Origin of the sequence: Paucibacter sp. KBW04, assembly GCF_003852425.1 — a bacterium.
In the GTDB taxonomy this organism is placed as follows: Bacteria; Pseudomonadota; Gammaproteobacteria; order Burkholderiales; family Burkholderiaceae_C; genus Paucibacter_A.
In genome coordinates, this window is record NZ_QAJN01000008.1 from 59,442 (window position 1) to 76,200 (window position 16,759).

Here is a 16,759-nt window from a genome sequence, read left to right on the forward strand (position 1 = left end):
TGAATAGCTCTAGATTTCGGAGCGCAGTGCGATATAGCTGGAACTCTTGTGACGCTGCGGGCCGTAGTCCACATGAAAGCCGCCCAGGTCCAGATGACCCAAGCTGGCCAGGCCGCGGGCCAGGCTCTCCCGATTCAGCGGCGCTTTGCTATGGCGCAGGCCCTCGCTGAGCACGCGGGCGGCCAGATAACCTTCCAGGCTGATGGCGTCAAAATGGTTGTCGCCCACGTCGCGCATGGCTTTTTGATAAGCCGCCACCACCGCGATGCCGCGATCCAGGGGATCGGGCACGACCTGGGCCACGGTCAGCCGGCTGAGGTCCTGGCCCAAGGCCTCGCGCAGCGGCTCCAGGCCCACAAAAGACAGGCTGTAAAAGCGCCCCGCATAGCCCAGCTGCCGCGCCTTCTTGATGAAGGCCGCGCTGCTGGCATAGGTGCTGACCATGAAGATGGCCTCGGGCTGTGGCGAGACCAGCAGGGCGTCCAGCCCGGCCTGCACCTGCTCGCTATTGCGCTGTACCTGGGCCGTTGGGCCGATCTGCACGCCCAAGGGCAGGCCGGCATCGCGCATGGCCTCCAGCCCGGCGCGGCCGAAGAGATCGGCCTGGTAGAGCACGCCGATGCGCCGTATGCCCTTGGCCCGCATATCGGCTGCCATCACCAAGGCCTCGGCCCGGTAGCTGGCCCGCACATTGAAGACCAGGGGGTTGGGCTCCCACAGCACATCGGCGCCGGTGAAGGGGCCCACAAAGGGGATCTTCCAGCGCCGCACAAAGGGCAGGGCGGCATGGCTGGTAGGCGTGCCGACATAGCCGAACAAGGCCAGCACACGCGGGTCTTCGACCAGCTTGCGGGTGTTCTGCTCGGCGCGGGCGGGCTCGTAGGCATCGTCCAGCAAATGGCTCACCAGGCGCGCACCCGCAATCCCGCCTTTTTGATTGACTTGCTTGAAACAGGCTTGTGCGCCGGCATGAAAACGCAGGCCCAGGGCGGCGGCCGGGCCGCTAAGCGCGGCCGAGCTGCCGATATGGATCTCTCGCGCGCCCTTATCGGCCGCCTGCGCCCGCCGCAGCCCACAAGCCAGCAGGCCGGCCGCCAGCAAGAGCCCACGCCGATCGGCGCGCCTGGGCTTGCTCAGGCTCACCATATCTTGCAACGCTGGGCCTCGGGCTTGACCATCTTCTGGCCCGGCTTGCAGGCAAAAGCTTTCTCAAACTCCGGCATATTGACCACCAGGCCGTTGACCCGGTAGCGGCCCGGCGAATGCGGGTCGGTCACCGCCTTGACGCGCAAGGCCTCGGGCCTGTCATTGCTGCAAGCCCATTGCGCATAGCCGATGAAGAAGCGCTGCTCGGGCGTCAGGCCGTCGATGCGAGCCTCCAATGATTTGCCGGCGCTGGCCATATGCGCTTTCCAGGCGCTCATGGCCAGGATCAGGCCGCCCAGGTCGGCGATGTCCTCACCCAGGGTCAGACGGCTATTGATCTTGATGTCGTCAACAATGGTGTAGCCGCCGTACTGTTTGACGATGCAGGCGGCGCGCTGCTCAAAGGCCTTGCCGTCCTTGAGCGTCCACCAATCCTTCAGATTGCCCTGGGCATCGAATTGCCGGCCTTCGTCGTCAAAGCCATGGGTCAGCTCATGGCCTATGGTGCCGCCGGTATTGCCGTAATTGGGCGCATCGTCCAGCTTGGGGTCGAACAGCGGCGGCTGCAGCACGGCGGCAGGGAAGTTGATGTCATTCATCTGCGCGTCGTAATAGGCGTTGACGGTGGAGGGCGTCATGCCCCACTCGCCGCGGTCCAGCGGCTTGCCGATCTTGGCCAGCTGGCGGCGCGCCTCGAAGGCATTGCCCTGCTGCACATTGCCGAGGAAGTCGCCGCGCGTGACAGCCAGGGCGCTGTAGTCGCGCCAGCGCTCCGGGTAGCCCACCTTGTTGACGATGGCGTGCAGCTTGGCCAGGGCGCGGGTCTTGGTGGCCTCGCTCATCCAGGCCAGGCCCTGGATGCTTTGCGCCATCGCGAGCTCGATCTCGCGCGTCATCTCCTGCGTTTTTTCCTTCAGCTCGGGTGAGAAGTTATGCGCCACAAATTCCTGGCCCAGGGCCTCACCCAGCTGGGCGTCGACCAGCTCCACACAACGCTTCCAGCGCGGTTTGAGCTGGGGCGCGCCGGTCAGCGTGTGGCCGAAGAACTCGAAGTTCTGCTGCACCAGCTCGCTCGAAAGATGCGGGGCCTGGCTGCTGAGCAGGGCCCAGCTCAGATAGGTTTTGAGCTCGGCCAGGCTCATGGCCTTGAGGCGGGCATCCAGGGCCTTGAAAAAGCGCGGCTCGGTGACGTTGTAGACCGCGAAACCCTGGCCCAGGCCCAGAGCCTGCTGATAGGCCGCCCAGTCAAAGCCCGGTGTTAGCGACTGCAGGGCGCGGCCGTCCATTTTGTGAAAACTCTTGTAGGGGTCGCGCTTGTCCACCCGGCTCAGAGTGGCGCGGGCCAGGGCGGTCTCGGTGGCCAGCACGCTGCGGGCGGCGGCGCGCGCCGCGGCCGGCGTTTCGCCAAGATGCTCAAACATGGTGGCCACATGGGCCAGGAACTGCTGGCGCAGGCGCTGCGACTTGGCGTCTTGCTTGGTGTAGTAGTCGCGATCCGGCAGGCTGATGCCGCCGGCAAAGGCGAAGGCGATCACCTGGCTGGAGTCGGCAAAGTCCTGGCCCGCGCCGAGGTTGAAAAAGAAGCGCGGGTTGTTGTTGCCCAGGTGCAGGGCGGCGAGCAAGGCCGGCAGCTCTTGCTTGCTCTGCAAGGCCTGAATGCGGGCCAGCTGGGGCTGCAAGGGCTGCAGGCCCAGGCGATTGACCGCGGCCTCGTCCATGCAGGCGGCGAAGTAGTCCCCCAGCTTGCCCTGGTTGGCGCTGCGCGGCTCGCCGCCGGGCTGGGCCAGTTTGTCGAGAATTCCCCACAGATAGCGCTGATTGTCATCGGCCATCTTGGCGTAGACCGACCAGCGCGATTGGTCGGCCGGAATGGGGTTGTTGAGCATCCAGCCGCCGCAGGCGTACTGATAAAAATCTTCACAGGGCTCGGCCTGCTTGTCCATCGCCGCCGGGTCCAGGCTGGGGGTGTAGGGCAGGGCTTGCAAGGGCGCTTGGGCGCTTGGCGCCTGGGCAAGGGCCATTCCGGCCAGCAAGAGCAGGCTGGCAGCCAGCGAAGTTTTCAGCACAGCGGGGCGCTTGGGCATGGATGTAGGCATGGAGAAGAGGCGGTTTCGGTCTGAGGGTCGCCCATTCTCTGCCAAGCCGCCAGCGCCGGGTGAAGGATAGCGAGGGCAAGGTTCAAGCGGCTTGAGCCAGCACAAATAGCGGCCGTAGGTGAACAGCAACATAACGCCTTACTCGCCGGACCGATGATATTGATCTAAGCTGCGACGACTGTCTGCGTTACTCCCGAGCCGGGGTGTGCTCGCAAGTGCGGCGGGGGCCTCATCCGTCTCGCCGCAACTCGCTCGCAAACCCTCGCCTCAGAAATGAACGAAGCCGAGGATCCTGGGGGCCCAATGTCCAAACCCACCGTGCTGGTTGTTGATGATGAGCCGTTGAACCTGTCGGTTCTGTCCAAGCTATTGAATCCGCTCTACCGGGTGCTGGGTGCACGTTCGGGCCCTAGCGCCCTGGCCTTGCTGGAGAGCGAAGCGCCCGACCTGATCCTGCTCGACGTGATGATGCCGGAGATGGACGGCTATAGCGTGCTGCAGCGGCTCAAGCAGTCGGAGCGCAACCGCCACATCCCGGTGATCTTTGTCACCGCCCTGGGCGCCGAGCTGGATGAGGAACATGGCCTGCAGCTGGGCGCCATGGACTACATCGTCAAACCCATCAAACCCACGGTGGTGCTGGCCCGGGTGCGCACTCAGCTGGCCTTGAAGCAAGCGCGCGACGCCTTGTCCGACCAGAACACCTGGCTGGAGCAGGAGGTGGCCCGCCGCATGCGCGAGAGCCTGATCGCGCAAGACCTGACCCTCTGCGCCATGGCCGAGTTGGCCGAGACGCGTGACAACGAGACCGGCAATCACATCCTGCGCACCCAGTCCTATGTGGAGGCGCTGGCGCGGCGCCTGCAGCACACGCCAGGCTATGCCGAGGAGCTGAGCGAGGCCCAGCTGCAGCGCATCGTCAAGGCCTCGCCCATGCACGATATCGGCAAGATCGGCATTCGCGACGACATCCTGCTCAAGCCCGGCCCGCTGACGGCCGAGGAGTTTGAGATCATGAAAACGCATGCCCGCATCGGCGGCGACGCCATCGCCCATGCCATCGGCAAGGCCTTGAACATGCATTTCCCCGAGGGCGTGCCGGATCAGGCCGAGTACCCGGAGTCGGTGCGCTTTCTGGAAGCGGCCCGCATCATCGCCACCCATCACCATGAACGTTGGGACGGGCGCGGCTACCCGGATGCCCTGGCCGGCCGCGCCGTGCCCCTGCCGGCCCGCCTGATGGCCCTGGCCGATGTGTTCGATGCTCTGACCACCCGGCGCGTCTACAAAGAACCCTGGACCATTGCCACCGCCACCGAGCACATCAAGGCCCAGGCCGGCGCCCACTTTGACCCGCAGATCGTCGAAGCATTTCTGGACATCCAGGATCAATTCGCCGCCATCTCCGCCCGCCTGAGTGACTGAGGCCCGCCGGGCCCGACTTCGTCTTGATAGATCAATGGAAGCCCGCATGAGCCAGACCGCGGCCAGCAAACAAAGCCCTTTCGCCAGACCGGTGCTGGAGATCGCCAGCACGCAGGTGATCGCGGTCAAACCCCAGGACGATTTGATGGTGGCGGCCCGCCTGATGGCCAAACACCGCATCTCCTTCGTGCCGGTGTTGAACGAGCAGGGTCGACCGCTGGGCGTGCTGACCGAGGCCCGCCTGCTCAGCGCCCTGCGCGACTACCAACGCCAGGGGGGTGAGCCCTCGCGCTGGGGCAAGCCGGCGGCTGAGCACAAGCCGCATGCGGCAGGCAAACCCGCCCTGCCCGAGCTGCATATGCTGGAGGTCTTGCAGCCTCCCCTCTGTGTGCCTCAGCACATGAGTTGCGAGGAGGCCTACCGGCGCTGCCTGAGCCAGAACGTCCACCATCTGATGGTGGTCGATGAAGACGGGCTGGTGCTGGCCGTGGCCAGCGAAACCGACTTCCGCCTGCACCTCAATCTCAGCACATTGGCCGGGCGCCGCCTGGTGCCCTCGGTGATGAGCCATGTGGCCAACACCTTGCGACCGAGCGAGAAGGTCATCGACGCCCTGGCCATGATGACGCAGAGCGTGGACGGCAGCGTGGTGGTGGCGGTGGACGGCGAGCCGGTAGGCGTGCTGACCTCGCGCGACACCACCCGTTTCTTCGCCGCCCGCATGGACATGAGCCAGCTGTCCCTGGGCGAGGTGATGAGTCAGCCGGTGCAGACCATCACCGCCCAAGCCACCATCAACCAGGCGGCCGAACAGATGCTGGAGCACCGCCTGCGCCATCTGGTCGTGGTGGACGAGGACCGCCAAGTCATCGGCATGCTCAGCGAGCATGATCTGACCCGCTCCATGGCCATGGGCGTGCTGGACACCGCCATCGAGAACGACCGCGCCCACCAGCAGGCCGTGCTCAACGCCATCCCGGATCTGGTCTGGATGAAAGATGCCGACGGCGTCTACCTCAGCTGCAACCCCCGCTTCGAGCAGCTGTTTGGCGCGCCCGAGGCCGAGATCCGTGGGCGCAGCGACCGGGACTTTGTCAGCCCCGCCCAGGCCGAGGCCTTTCGCGAGCACGACCGCCTGGCCATGGTCAGCGCGCGCCCCATCACCCGCGAAGAGGAGGTGGTGTTCGCCAGCGACGGCCACAAGGAGCTGCTGCAAACCATCAAGACCGCTGTGCGCGATGCCGACGGCAGCCTGCTGGGCGTGCTGGGCATAGGCCGCGATATCAGCACCCTGCGCCGGGTCGAAAGCGAGTACCGCTTTCTGTTTGAGCACAACCCTGCCCCGATGCTGATCTACGAGCTGGACGGCATGGCGATAAAGGCGGTCAATCCAGCCTTCTGCACCCTGTTCGGCTACAGCGAGGCCGAGGCCAAGCGGCTCACCACGCCCGAGCTCTTTCTGCCCGAAGACCGAAGCGCCCTGCTGCAGGCGGTGCAGGCCTATAGCCAAATGCCAGCGGATACCAAGGGCCCGATCTGCGAGCCCTTGGGCCACGCGAAACGGGGCGTGGGCGAGTGGCGTCAGGTGCGCAAAGATGGCAGCCTGGTCCACGTCTTGGCCCATTCTCACGAGGTGGACTATGGCGGCCGCAAATGCCGCATGGTGGCCCTCAGCGATGTCTCCCGGCTCCACCGCGATCAACGCCGCGACCGCAGCCGCCTGGCCCTGATGGAGAGCCTGGCTCATGGCGACAGCCTGCCCTCCTTGCTAGAGCAGCTGATACGCCATCACGAGGCCGAGTACCCCGACAGCCTGTGCTCCATCCTGCTGCTGAAGGAGGACGGGCTGACCGTCACGGTGGCCGCCGCGCCCAGCCTGCCCAGCTTCTTCAACGAGGCGATCGAGGGCATGACGATCAGCCCCACGGCAGGCTCTTGCGGGGCGGCCATGTCCTTGCGCCAAAGAGTGGTGGTGGAGGACATCAACAGCCACCCCAACTGGCGCCCCTTCTTGCCGCTGACGCAGAAGGCCGGGCTGGGCTCCTGCTGGTCCGAACCCATCATCGGCCCGCAAGGCCGGGTGCTGGGCTCCTTCGCCGTCTACCGCCGCCAGCCCTTCAGGCTGAGCGACGAAGAGGTGGAGCAGTTCAACTTCTCGGTGCAGCTGGCCGCCACCGCCATCACCCAGGGCGTCACCCACCGCCTGCTGCGCGCCAGCGAGGGGCGCTTGCAAGACATTCTGCGCAATCTGCCCGACATCGTCTGGCTGAAGAACCCGCAGGGCGAGTACCTCAGCGTCAACGCCATGTTTGAGCGCATGGTGAACCGGCCCGCGGCCGAGGTGATAGGCCGCTGCGACGCCGATTTTGTTGATGTCCAAACCGCCACCCAGCTGGAGGCCATCGACGCCGGCGTGCTCAGCACCCGCCAGCCCCACACCAGCGAGCGCTGGGTCACCTTGCTGCGCGACGGTTATCGCGGTCTGTTCGAGGTCATCAAGACCCCGCTCTACGACGACAGCGGCGAACCGGTCGGCGTGCTGGCCGTGGCGCGCGACATCACCTTGCTGAAGAACGGTGCCCGAGCCATCGCCGAGCAGGAGCGGCTGATCGACACCATGTTCAGCCAGACCACCGATGCCATCGTGCTGCTGGACCCGCGCAGCGGCGCCTTCGTCACCTTTAACAATGCGGCCTGCGAAGGCCTGGGCTATAGCCGCGAGGCCTTCGCCAAGCTGCGTCCGCATGATTTGCAAGAGGAGTTGAGCGAGGCGCAGATCCAGGAAATGATTGCTCGCGCCCAGTCGGGTGAGCCCGTGCGATTCGAGACCCGGCACCGGCGCGCCGACGGCAGCACGCAGATCGCCGATCTGACCCTGCGCAGCCTGGACTACGCGGGCAAGCCCTTGATATCGGCCGTCTGGCGCGACATCAGCGAGGCCAAGGCCAGCGAGATCCGCATCCGCCGCCTCAATCAGTCCTATGCCTTGCTCAGCGAGGTCAACGAGGCCATCGTGCGCCGCCGCAACACCCAGGACTTGCTGAGCGAGGTCTGCCGCATTGCCGTCGAAGTGGGCGGCTTCCGCATGGCCTGGGCCGGCCAGGTGAGCGAGGACGGCGAGCGGGTGATACCCCTGTTACATGCCGGCCATTCCAATGGTTATGTGGAGCAACTGCAGCTGTTCTTTGCCGACAGCCACAGCCCCACGGTCAGAGCCTTGGACACCGGCCAGGCCGTGCTCATCCACGACATCGCGAAAGACGCGCGCATGAGCGCCTGGGCCGACGCGGCCCTGCAGCGCGGCTATGTCTCCATGGGCGCCTTCCCGATCGCGGTGGACGGGCGTATGTCCTTTGCCTTGATGGTCTATTCCGCCGCCAAAGACCATTTCGACTCAGCCCAGGCGGAGCTGCTTTTGCGCCTGGCGCGCAATATCGGCTTCGCCCTGGACTTCAATGCGGCCGAGCTGGCGCAGCGCAAGGAGCAGCGCTTCCGCGAGCAGCTGATCGAGTCGGTGGCGGGCGTCTTCTACGTGATGAACCAGGAAGGCCAGCTGCTGCAATGGAACCGCCGGCTGGAGGAGATCAGCGGCTTCAGCGCGGCCGAGATCAGCGCACGCTCGGCGCTGGATTTCTTCGACGGGGCCGACCAGCTCCTCATCTCCCAGCGCATACGCGAGGCCCTGGAAACTGGGGAGGCCCAGGCCGAGGCGGCCTTGATCGCCAAGGACGGGCGACGCATGCCCTATCTCTTTGTCTCGCGCCTGATCGAGCTGGGCTCCGAGCCCATGATCATAGGTACGGGCATCGACATCTCCGATCGCATCCGCTCCGAACAGGAGCTGGAGCGCTACCGCCAGCATCTGGAAGAGCTGGTGGACCTGCGCACGCTGGAGCTGAATGCGCTGAACACCCGACTCAGCCGCGAAGACCTGCGCCTGCGCGCCATGCTCTCGCTGAGCCAGCGCGCCGGCTCGCTCAGCGAACCCGATCTGCTGCAACTGGGCCTGGATGAAATCGCCCGCCTGAGTGCCTGCCCCATCGCCTGCCTGCACCGGGTTGATGAGGACGAGCGACTGGAGGAGGCGGTGATTTGGAGCCAGTCCACCCCAGGCCAGATGCGGCAAATGCCGGGCACGCCGGATCGACACCCAGCTGCGGAGGAGTCGCCGCCGCCGCATCTGCTGGCGGCGGTGCTGGCGCGCCGCAAGGTGCTGCGCGCGGGTGACCACGCCGATGAAGAATCCAATGCCAATCTGGCCCTATGCCCGCCCGGCATCATGCGCGCCATGGGCCTGCCCTTCATCGAGGATGACAAGGTGCGGCTGCTGCTGTGCGTGGCGAACAAAAGCGTGCCCTTCAACGACACCGATCAGCGCGAGCTGCAGATGCTCGCCGGCGATCTCTGGGACATCATCCGGCGCCGCCGCATCGAGATCGCGTTGGAACAGGCCAAGCATGAGGCCGATGCCGCCAACCAGGCCAAGAGCGCCTTCCTGGCCAATATGAGCCACGAGATTCGCACGCCCATGAATGCGATTCTGGGCTTCGCCCATCTGCTCAAACGCGAGGGGCTGAGCCCCTCCCAGCTGGACTATCAAAGCAAGATTTCAGACGCCAGCCAACACCTTTTGCAGGTGATCAACGACATCCTGGATTTCTCCAAGATCGAGGCCCACGAGATCCAGCTCGATAAAACCGACTTCGCCCTGGCGGAAAGCCTGGAGCGGGTGCGCGCCATGTTGCAAGACCGGGCCAATAACAAGAAGGTTGCGCTGCGCGTGCAGGTGGGGTCGGCCTGCCCCACGGTGCTGCATGCCGATCGCCTGCGCCTGGAGCAGATCCTTTTGAACCTGCTCAGCAATGCGATCAAGTTCACCGAGCGCGGCTCGGTGGAGCTGCGTGTGCGCTGCGAGCCCTCCAGCGAGGGCGTGGCGCAGCTGCGCATCGAGGTGCAGGACACCGGCATCGGCATGCAGGCCCAGCAGATGAGCCGCTTGTTCGAGGCCTTCCACCAGGCCGATGCCTCCATCACCCGCCGCTTCGGCGGCACCGGCCTGGGCCTGGCCATCAGCAAGCGCCTGGCCCAGCTGATGGGCGGCAGCATCGGTGTGCAGAGCAGCCCCGGCCTGGGCAGCACCTTCTGGGTGGAATTCCCGCTCAGCGCCGTGCTGGCCGAGGCCCAGACACCCCAGCCCGGCCCGGTGCAAGCGCCCAAGCCCAGCGGCAGCAGCATCTTGCGCGGTGCCCGCATACTGGTGGCCGAGGACGACTTCATCAACCAGGAGGTGGCAGGCGCCTTGCTGGAAAGCCATGGTGTGGTGACCGAGATGGCGGACAACGGCCTGGAGGCCGTGCGCAAGGCCGCCGAGAAGCCCTACGACCTGATCCTGATGGATGTGCACATGCCCGAGATGGACGGCCTGCAAGCCACGGTCCAGATCCGTCAGACCCAGGCCGGTGCCACCATCCCCATCATCGCCATGACGGCCAGCGCCTTTGCCGAGGACCGCATGCACTGCATCAGCGCCGGCATGAATGATTTCTTGGCCAAGCCGGTGGCGCCGGACGAATTGGAGCGCTGCCTGCGCAACTGGCTGCCTGCAAGTGCGGGCAGCGAACCGGTGCCGACTCCCAGCCCGCTGCCCCCCAGCAAGCCCGCCCCCAGCTACATCAGCTGGCCGGCCTTGCTCGATCAGCTGCTGAGCCTGCAAACCCTGCTGCAATCGCAAGACACCGCCGCCATCGACGCCATCGATCGCCTCACGCCCAGCCTGGTCTACGCCTTTGGCAATGAGGGCCATGTGCTGAACACCCAGGTGCAGAACTTCAGTTTCGACACCGCTTTGAGCACGTTGAAGAGCATGGTGAGCAAGGCGCGCCGCCAGCTGCAAGAGGAGGGCCATGGCGAAGCTGGATAATGGCCCCCTGCCCCTGCGGGGCCTGAGACAGGAGCCATGCCCAAGCCTTTGCCTTCCCAGCGGACTTCTCGCTTGTCCGCCCAGTCCTGGACGACGCAACGATTCACCCACCCAGCCGCTTGGCTGCTGGGTGCCTGCGGCCTGGCGGCCCTGCTGAGTGGCTGTGGCCTGAGCAATTCCATCGTCTCCACCAACAAGACCCCCGTCTATCAGAACGAGCGCTTTCAGTCGGACGACACCTTCTCCCGCCTCTTCGACGGCCCGGTGGACGAGGTCTGCGAAGCCGCGCGCCGCACCTTGCTGAGCCAGGGCTATGTGATCACCAGCGCACCGGGCGGCAGCGTCTCAGGGCGCAAGCGCTTCCAGCCCGATGGCGAGGTGCATGTGGAGATCACCTTCAATGTGGTCTGCGTGCCCGATGGTCGCAACGACCAGGTCACCACCGCCTACGTCTCGGCCCAGCAGGACCGTTACGCGCTCAAGAAGAACCCCAACTCGGCCAGCCTGGGCGTCAGCGCCCTGGGCTCGATCTCGGTGCCGCTCTCGTCCTCGGACGACTCCCTCGTCAAGGTCGCCTCCGAAACCATTCCGGCCGGTGCCTTCTACGACCGCTTCTTCAGCCTGATGCAGCGCCTGGCCTACGAGCGGGCGGCGGACAAGTAACTAGCAAGGGCCGTAGTCAATATAGCCCTTGTTGATCTCGCCAACCTTGCGCACCAAGCGGTAGACACCACCGCCTTCGCGGGTACGGCTGGCGTCGGTATTGCCCTCGATGGTGGTGAGCAGGCCGCCGGACACCGACTCGATGATGCCGGTGTGGCCCAGGCCGCCGCCATGGTCCATGATGAAGAGCATGCCGGGCTGCAAAAGACCCGGATTGCCCTGGGCCGCCGCGGCCAGGATGCGCCGCGCGCCCTGGCTCTCGGCCATCTGCCAATGCTTGAGGCAGCCGCCGGTCTTGAACATGGGGTTGCCACGGTGCAATTGCTCGGCCGCCGTCTTGAAACACCAGTAGGTGAAGGCGCAGCACCAGGAAAATCCACCACCCAGGCCCACACTGGCCAGATAGCGCTCCACATCGGTGCCGCGATTGGAATCGGGCGGAACCTCGCGCACCTGCCTGGCCTCCTCGCCCCGGGCCACCTGGATGAGCTGATTGAGCAGAGGGATGGTGGACGCCGCCTGTTGAGGCACGGCCTGGGCGCCGAAGAGCAGGGCCCAGGTGATGGCGCCGACCTCGCCGTCCTGCTTCAGAGGCCGGCCCTGGCTGTCCACATGGCGGGCCTGGAAGAGCTTGATCACCTGGCGCATCTTGGGGCCGAATTGATCGTTGCTTTCGTCCAGCGTGAGCTTGGGATCATTGCCGATGCCGGGGTCCCGATTGAGCTGGATCTTCAGGGCTTTGACGATGGCGGCGTCGGGCTCGCCGACCTTGATCAGATGACCGGGGTATTGCATGGCGGACCTCCTGAACTGCAGGGCTGGGTGCGGCCAGTGTCGGCAGCAAGCGCTGGGCCGCACATCCCTAAATGGGGTGAGGGTCAGATCTGTGCTCCACTCTCGGGGTGTCTGAAATCAATACCACTCTCCCTCTCGCCGCCGCTCCTGCCGCTGGCGCCCCCAACGCTGAGCATGGGCCCAAGAAGCCGCCAGCCCCTTCCTTCAATCTGCCGCAGCCGCGCCATCTGAAGCGCTTGCCGCCCGGGCTCAGCCCCGAGGAGCTGCTGCGCATACGCCAGGCGGCCTACCAGCTGCCTCATGTGCTGACCCCGGTCGACTTTGGCGGTGAAGCCACCAAGGAAGAGGCGCTGGATCGAGCCGGCCTCATCCTCTTGCAAAAAGCCGTGGCCGGGGCGCGCCCCAGCCGTTGGATCGCGCCCGGCCTGATGCGCACGGCCTTGCAGCATCTGGATCTGGTGGGCACGGCACCCACGGTGCGCGCCCTAATGCTGCAACGTGGCGTGGCCCTGGATCAGCTGGGCCTGGCGCGCGAGCCGGCGCAGGTGCAGGGCAGCGGCTGGAGCCGGCTGTGCTCGTTCACGCTCAAACTCTCACAACCAGGTTGGACGATTCCCGTCGCCTATCGACTGCCTTTGCAAGAGGCCGGTCCGGTCTGGGACTTCTATCGCGATGGCGATCTGGCCGCGCTGAAAAAAGCCTTGGGCCCGGCACCGGCCTTCGCGGGCGAGGCCGAGTTGCGCGCCCATCTGGAGAACCTGCTGGCCCGCAGCATCGCCGGCCACGAGGAACATCTGGACTCACTGCTGCCGCGCCTGCAATCGGAATGCGCCCTGCCGCAAGAGCTGGCCTTGCTGAAAGCCGCCTGCACCCGCGCCCAGGATCGCTGGGAAAACCGCGTCGCCGAACTCAACACCCTGGCTCATCTGAACAGCGAGTTAGCGTTCCAGGGCTACCCCGACACCTTTGACGCCGCACGCCGCCTGCAGCGCACGGTGACGCTCTTCGTCGGCCCACCGAACAGCGGCAAGACCCATGCGGCGTTCGAGCGCCTGGCCCAGGCCCATGACGGCGCCTACCTCGCGCCCTTGCGCCTGCTGGCCCTGGAGGGCCGCGACCGCCTGGTGGGCCGGGGCGTGCCCTGTTCCCTGCTCACGGGTGAAGAGAACGTGCCGGCCGAAAGCTCGCGCGTGGTGTCCAGCACCATCGAGATGGTCAACACTAGCAAGGCCATCGATGTGGCGGTGATCGACGAGGCGCAGATGCTGTTCGACACCTACCGCGGCTGGGCCTGGACCCAGGCCATCGTGGCGGTGCCGGCCAATGAGCTCATCATCATCTGCTCGGCCTATGCCGTGCCTGCCATCGAGAGCCTGCTGGGCCTATGCGGCGAGCGTTGCACGGTGCGCCATTTCGAGCGCAAGCAAGAGGTGCAGCTGCTGCCCGCCCCGGTGCCGATTGCCTCGCTCAAAAAAGGCGATGCCGTCGTGGCCTTCAGCCGCCGCGAGGTGCTGATGCTGCGCGACCAAATCGCGGCGGCCGGTCACCCGGTCTCGGTCATTTACGGCGCCCTGCCGCCCGAGGTGAGGCGGCGCGAGGCCGAACGTTTCGCCCAAGGTGCCACCCATATTCTGGTGGCCACCGATGCCATCGGCATGGGTTTGAACCTGCCGATCCGCCGTGTGCTGTTCAGCACCCTGAACAAATTCGATGGCCAGGGCGATCGCGCCCTGACCGTCTCCGAGGTGCATCAGATTGCCGGTCGGGCGGGACGTTATGGCATGCATGACGAAGGCTTTTGCGGCGTCTTGCGCGAGGCCGAGAACAGCGCCGCGCGCACGCTCAAAGACCTCTTGCCCAAGCAGCCGCGCGCGCCGCGCGATTTCAAATGCTCGGTGGCCCCCAACTGGTGGCATATCAACACCATCGCCCAGCGCCTGCAGCTGAACAAGCTGCGCGCCGTGCTGGGCGTGTTCATGGAACAGCTGCGTCTGGACGATGCGCACTTCCAGGTCGCCGAGCTGGAGCAGATGCTGGAGCTGGCCGACCAGCTGGACCGCAGCGCCGGCAGCCTGCCGCTCAAAACCCGCTTCATCTATGCCCAGGCGCCGGTGGACACCCGCACCGACGCCCAGGTGCAGGAGTTCCTGGACTGGACGCACCGTCACGCCGTCACAGGCAAGGCCGGTTCGCCCTGGTTCCTGGAAGACGTGGACGAGCACAGCCGCCTGGACCGCATGGAGCAAGCCCTGCGCTCCTGCACCCTGTGGCTGTGGCTGGACCTGCGCTTCCCCGGCGTGTTCGGCCAGGTGGAGGCGGTGGTGGATCTGCGCAGCCGGCTCAACGACGGCATCGAACGCCATCTCAAAGGCAAGAAGCCACTTTGGCAAACCCGCGGCGGCCGCCGTTGAATCCCCTCTCTCCAACCCTGGTCGATGCCATGCCCGGATATCTCTTCAAGCAAGAAAGCATCGCCATCACCGGGGTGGAGTCTTTGCAGATTCGCTCCCTGCTGGACCGCCAGCAATTTGCCGACCCCCTGGGCGAGGCGGAGGCTTTGGGCATCTCCTCGGCCTTCTGGCCCTTGTTCGGCCTGATCTGGCCCTCGGGCCTGCATCTGGCCGAGGCCATGGGCCAGCGCCTGCTGCGTGAGGACGAGAGCATTCTGGAAATCGGCTGCGGCCTCGGCCTGGCCAGCCTGGTGGCGCACCGGCGCGGCGCCCTGGTGACGGCCAGCGACTGCCACCCCCTGGCCGCCGCCTTTATGCTGGAAAACCTGCGCCTCAACGAGCTCCCCCCGCTGCGCTACTGCCACGGCAACTGGGCTCCCTTCGACGCCCAGGCCATCCCTAGCCAGCGCGTACCCCGGGTGCAAGGTCGCTTCGATCTGATCATGGGCAGCGACATTCTTTACGAGCGCGATGGCGAAGGCGCTTTGCCACAGTTCATAGCACGCCATGCCCTGCCACGCAGCGAGGTCATCATCATCGACCCCAATCGCGGCAACCGCTCGGCCTTCAGCAAGCGCATGGCCTTGCTGGGCTACCGCCTGGAGGAGACGGTATTGAAGTCGGCCCCAGAGGCCGAGGCCTATAGCGGCCGCCTGCTGCGCTACTGGCGCGAATAAGTTCCAAGCCCCGACTTATCCCCTGGCCATGGGCTTGAACGGCCCAAGTTGTGCACGGTCGCGCACAAGAAATGCACAGAGTTACCCACAGGGACGCGCTGGCTGGCCACCCAGGTCCGTTGATTTCCCGCCACAAAGCGCGAACGATTCGTGTGAACAAGCCTGTGTGCAGAAACAGAACAAGTGCAGGCTTGTCCACAGCGAAATGACATTTGCCAAACTTGTTATCTCTTGAGGCAAAAGTTCAGGGGCCACAGCCCACAAGCTTCTGAATGCGCTAAGTCCTTGCCAGCGCTAGAGAAAATCCGCTTGTCCACAGAGAGTACCGGCACCTACTATGACTATGAATTAAATATTTAAAAAGACTATGAATAAGAGAGAGAAGTGCAAAAGCGGGGCTCAGGAAGATTTGTGGGCATTCAGTACAAACCCTGGAAGAAGCGCGAAGCACATGTCACACTTGCGGCCCCGATGAACACGCTCACTCTCTTTTCCGCCTCCTGCGGCTTCGAATCCGCATGCCAGATCACGGCGCTGCCCATGGGGCATCGCAGCCGTGGTCTGCACGGCCACAGCTATTTCGCCACCATTCGCGCCGAGCTGCCCGAAGGCTGGGCTCCCTTCCCCGGGGCCGAGGTGGAAGAGCTGCGCCGCCGCCTGGAGGCCTGTGTGGCCCCGCTGGATCACGCCTTGTTGAATCGCTGCATCGAAGAACCGACGGACGAGAACATCGCCCGCTGGATTCGCCAGCGCCTGGAAACCGAGTTCGAGGTGCCGGGCATTCAGCAAGTCGGCATCCAAAGCACGCCGCATTCGGGCGTGGATCTGGACGCCCAAGGCATGGCCCATGTCTGGCGGCGTTACCGCTTCCAGGCCGCCCATCAGCTGCCCAATGTGCCCATGGGCCATAAATGCGGCCGCATGCATGGCCATGGCTTTGAGGTCATCATCCACGCCAATCAGGACTTGGGTGAGCGCGCCATCAGCATCGACTACGACCATTTGGACGAGGTCTGGGCGCCTTTCCACATGCTCTTGAACTACCACTGTCTCAATGAGATCGAGGGCTTGCACAACCCCACCAGCGAGGTGATCTCGGCCTGGTTGTGGGCGCGCATGAAGAGCGAGTTGCCGGAACTTTCCTGGATCACCGTCTACGAGACCGGCTCTTGCGGCGCCAATTTCGACGGCCAGCACTACCGCATCTGGAAGGAGCTGACGCTGGACAGCGCCATCCAGCTCAAGCGAGCGCCCACTGACAGCCCGCTGCGTGGCATCCACGGTCACACCTACACCCTGCGCTTGCATCTGCATGCGGAGCTGGATCAGCTGATGGGCTGGACGGTGGACTTCGGCGATGTGAAGACCTTGTTCGACCCCATCTTCAAGGCCATCGATCACCGCCCCCTGTACGAGATCGCCGATCTGCCCGATGGTGATACCGCCAGCCTGGCGGCCTGGGTGCTGGCCAAGGGCCGCGCCGCCCTGCCGCAGCTGGATCGCATCGATATGTATGAAACGCGAGGCTGTGGCTCCATCGTCAGCGCTAGCAGCGATGGCCCGGTGATTCCGGTTTGAGGATGCTGA

9 protein-coding genes are annotated in these 16,759 nt (G+C 65.2%); 6 read left to right on the plus strand and 3 right to left on the minus strand.

Features of this window, described 5'->3' with window-relative positions; all coding sequences use genetic code 11:
* Positions 1-9: 9 nt before the first annotated feature.
* Both DBR47_RS10025 and DBR47_RS10030 read right to left on the minus strand, forming a co-directional pair.
* On the minus strand, positions 10-1,146 hold the full coding sequence (locus tag DBR47_RS10025; RefSeq protein WP_231512259.1) for an ABC transporter substrate-binding protein: 1,137 nt from the start codon (positions 1,144-1,146) through the stop codon (positions 10-12).
* Positions 1,140-3,242, minus strand: a complete 2,103-nt coding sequence (locus DBR47_RS10030; RefSeq protein WP_231512231.1) for a M13 family metallopeptidase — start codon at positions 3,240-3,242, stop codon at positions 1,140-1,142. The genes DBR47_RS10025 and DBR47_RS10030 overlap by 7 nt, the downstream gene beginning before the upstream one ends.
* 303 nt (positions 3,243-3,545) lie before the next feature.
* Here DBR47_RS10030 and DBR47_RS10035 point away from each other — a divergent pair, with 303 nt between their 5' ends.
* The 3 genes from DBR47_RS10035 to DBR47_RS10045 all read left to right on the plus strand — a co-directional run bounded on the left by DBR47_RS10035 (position 3,546) and on the right by DBR47_RS10045 (position 11,250).
* On the plus strand, positions 3,546-4,667 hold the full coding sequence (locus DBR47_RS10035; protein ID WP_124449533.1) for a two-component system response regulator: 1,122 nt from the start codon (positions 3,546-3,548) through the stop codon (positions 4,665-4,667).
* A 46-nt stretch (positions 4,668-4,713) separates the two neighbouring features.
* Positions 4,714-10,587 carry a PAS domain S-box protein gene (locus DBR47_RS10040; protein WP_197046979.1) on the plus strand — a complete coding sequence of 1,958 codons (5,874 nt, stop codon included), beginning with the start codon at positions 4,714-4,716 and terminating at the stop codon, positions 10,585-10,587.
* 72 nt (positions 10,588-10,659) lie between these two features.
* Positions 10,660-11,250 (plus strand): DUF2242 domain-containing protein, encoded by a 591-nt coding sequence (locus DBR47_RS10045; RefSeq protein WP_231512232.1) that lies wholly within the window; start codon positions 10,660-10,662, stop codon positions 11,248-11,250.
* Here the strand turns inward: DBR47_RS10045 and DBR47_RS10050 are convergent, their stop codons facing one another.
* Complete coding sequence (locus tag DBR47_RS10050; protein ID WP_124449539.1) at positions 11,251-12,045, minus strand: CHAP domain-containing protein; 795 nt, start codon at positions 12,043-12,045, stop codon at positions 11,251-11,253.
* 107 nt (positions 12,046-12,152) lie between these two features.
* On the opposite strand from DBR47_RS10050, the gene DBR47_RS10055 reads away from it, so the two are divergent.
* The 3 genes from DBR47_RS10055 to DBR47_RS10065 all read left to right on the plus strand — a co-directional run bounded on the left by DBR47_RS10055 (position 12,153) and on the right by DBR47_RS10065 (position 16,750).
* A complete protein-coding gene (locus DBR47_RS10055; RefSeq protein WP_231512233.1) occupies positions 12,153-14,456 on the plus strand; it encodes a helicase-related protein in 2,304 nt (767 codons plus the stop codon).
* A 29-nt stretch (positions 14,457-14,485) separates the two neighbouring features.
* Positions 14,486-15,172, plus strand: a complete 687-nt coding sequence (locus DBR47_RS10060) for a methyltransferase (protein ID WP_124449541.1) — start codon at positions 14,486-14,488, stop codon at positions 15,170-15,172.
* Between the two features lie 471 nt (positions 15,173-15,643).
* Positions 15,644-16,750 carry a 6-carboxytetrahydropterin synthase gene (locus DBR47_RS10065; protein WP_124449543.1) on the plus strand — a complete coding sequence of 369 codons (1,107 nt, stop codon included), beginning with the start codon at positions 15,644-15,646 and terminating at the stop codon, positions 16,748-16,750.
* Positions 16,751-16,759 lie beyond the last annotated feature (9 nt).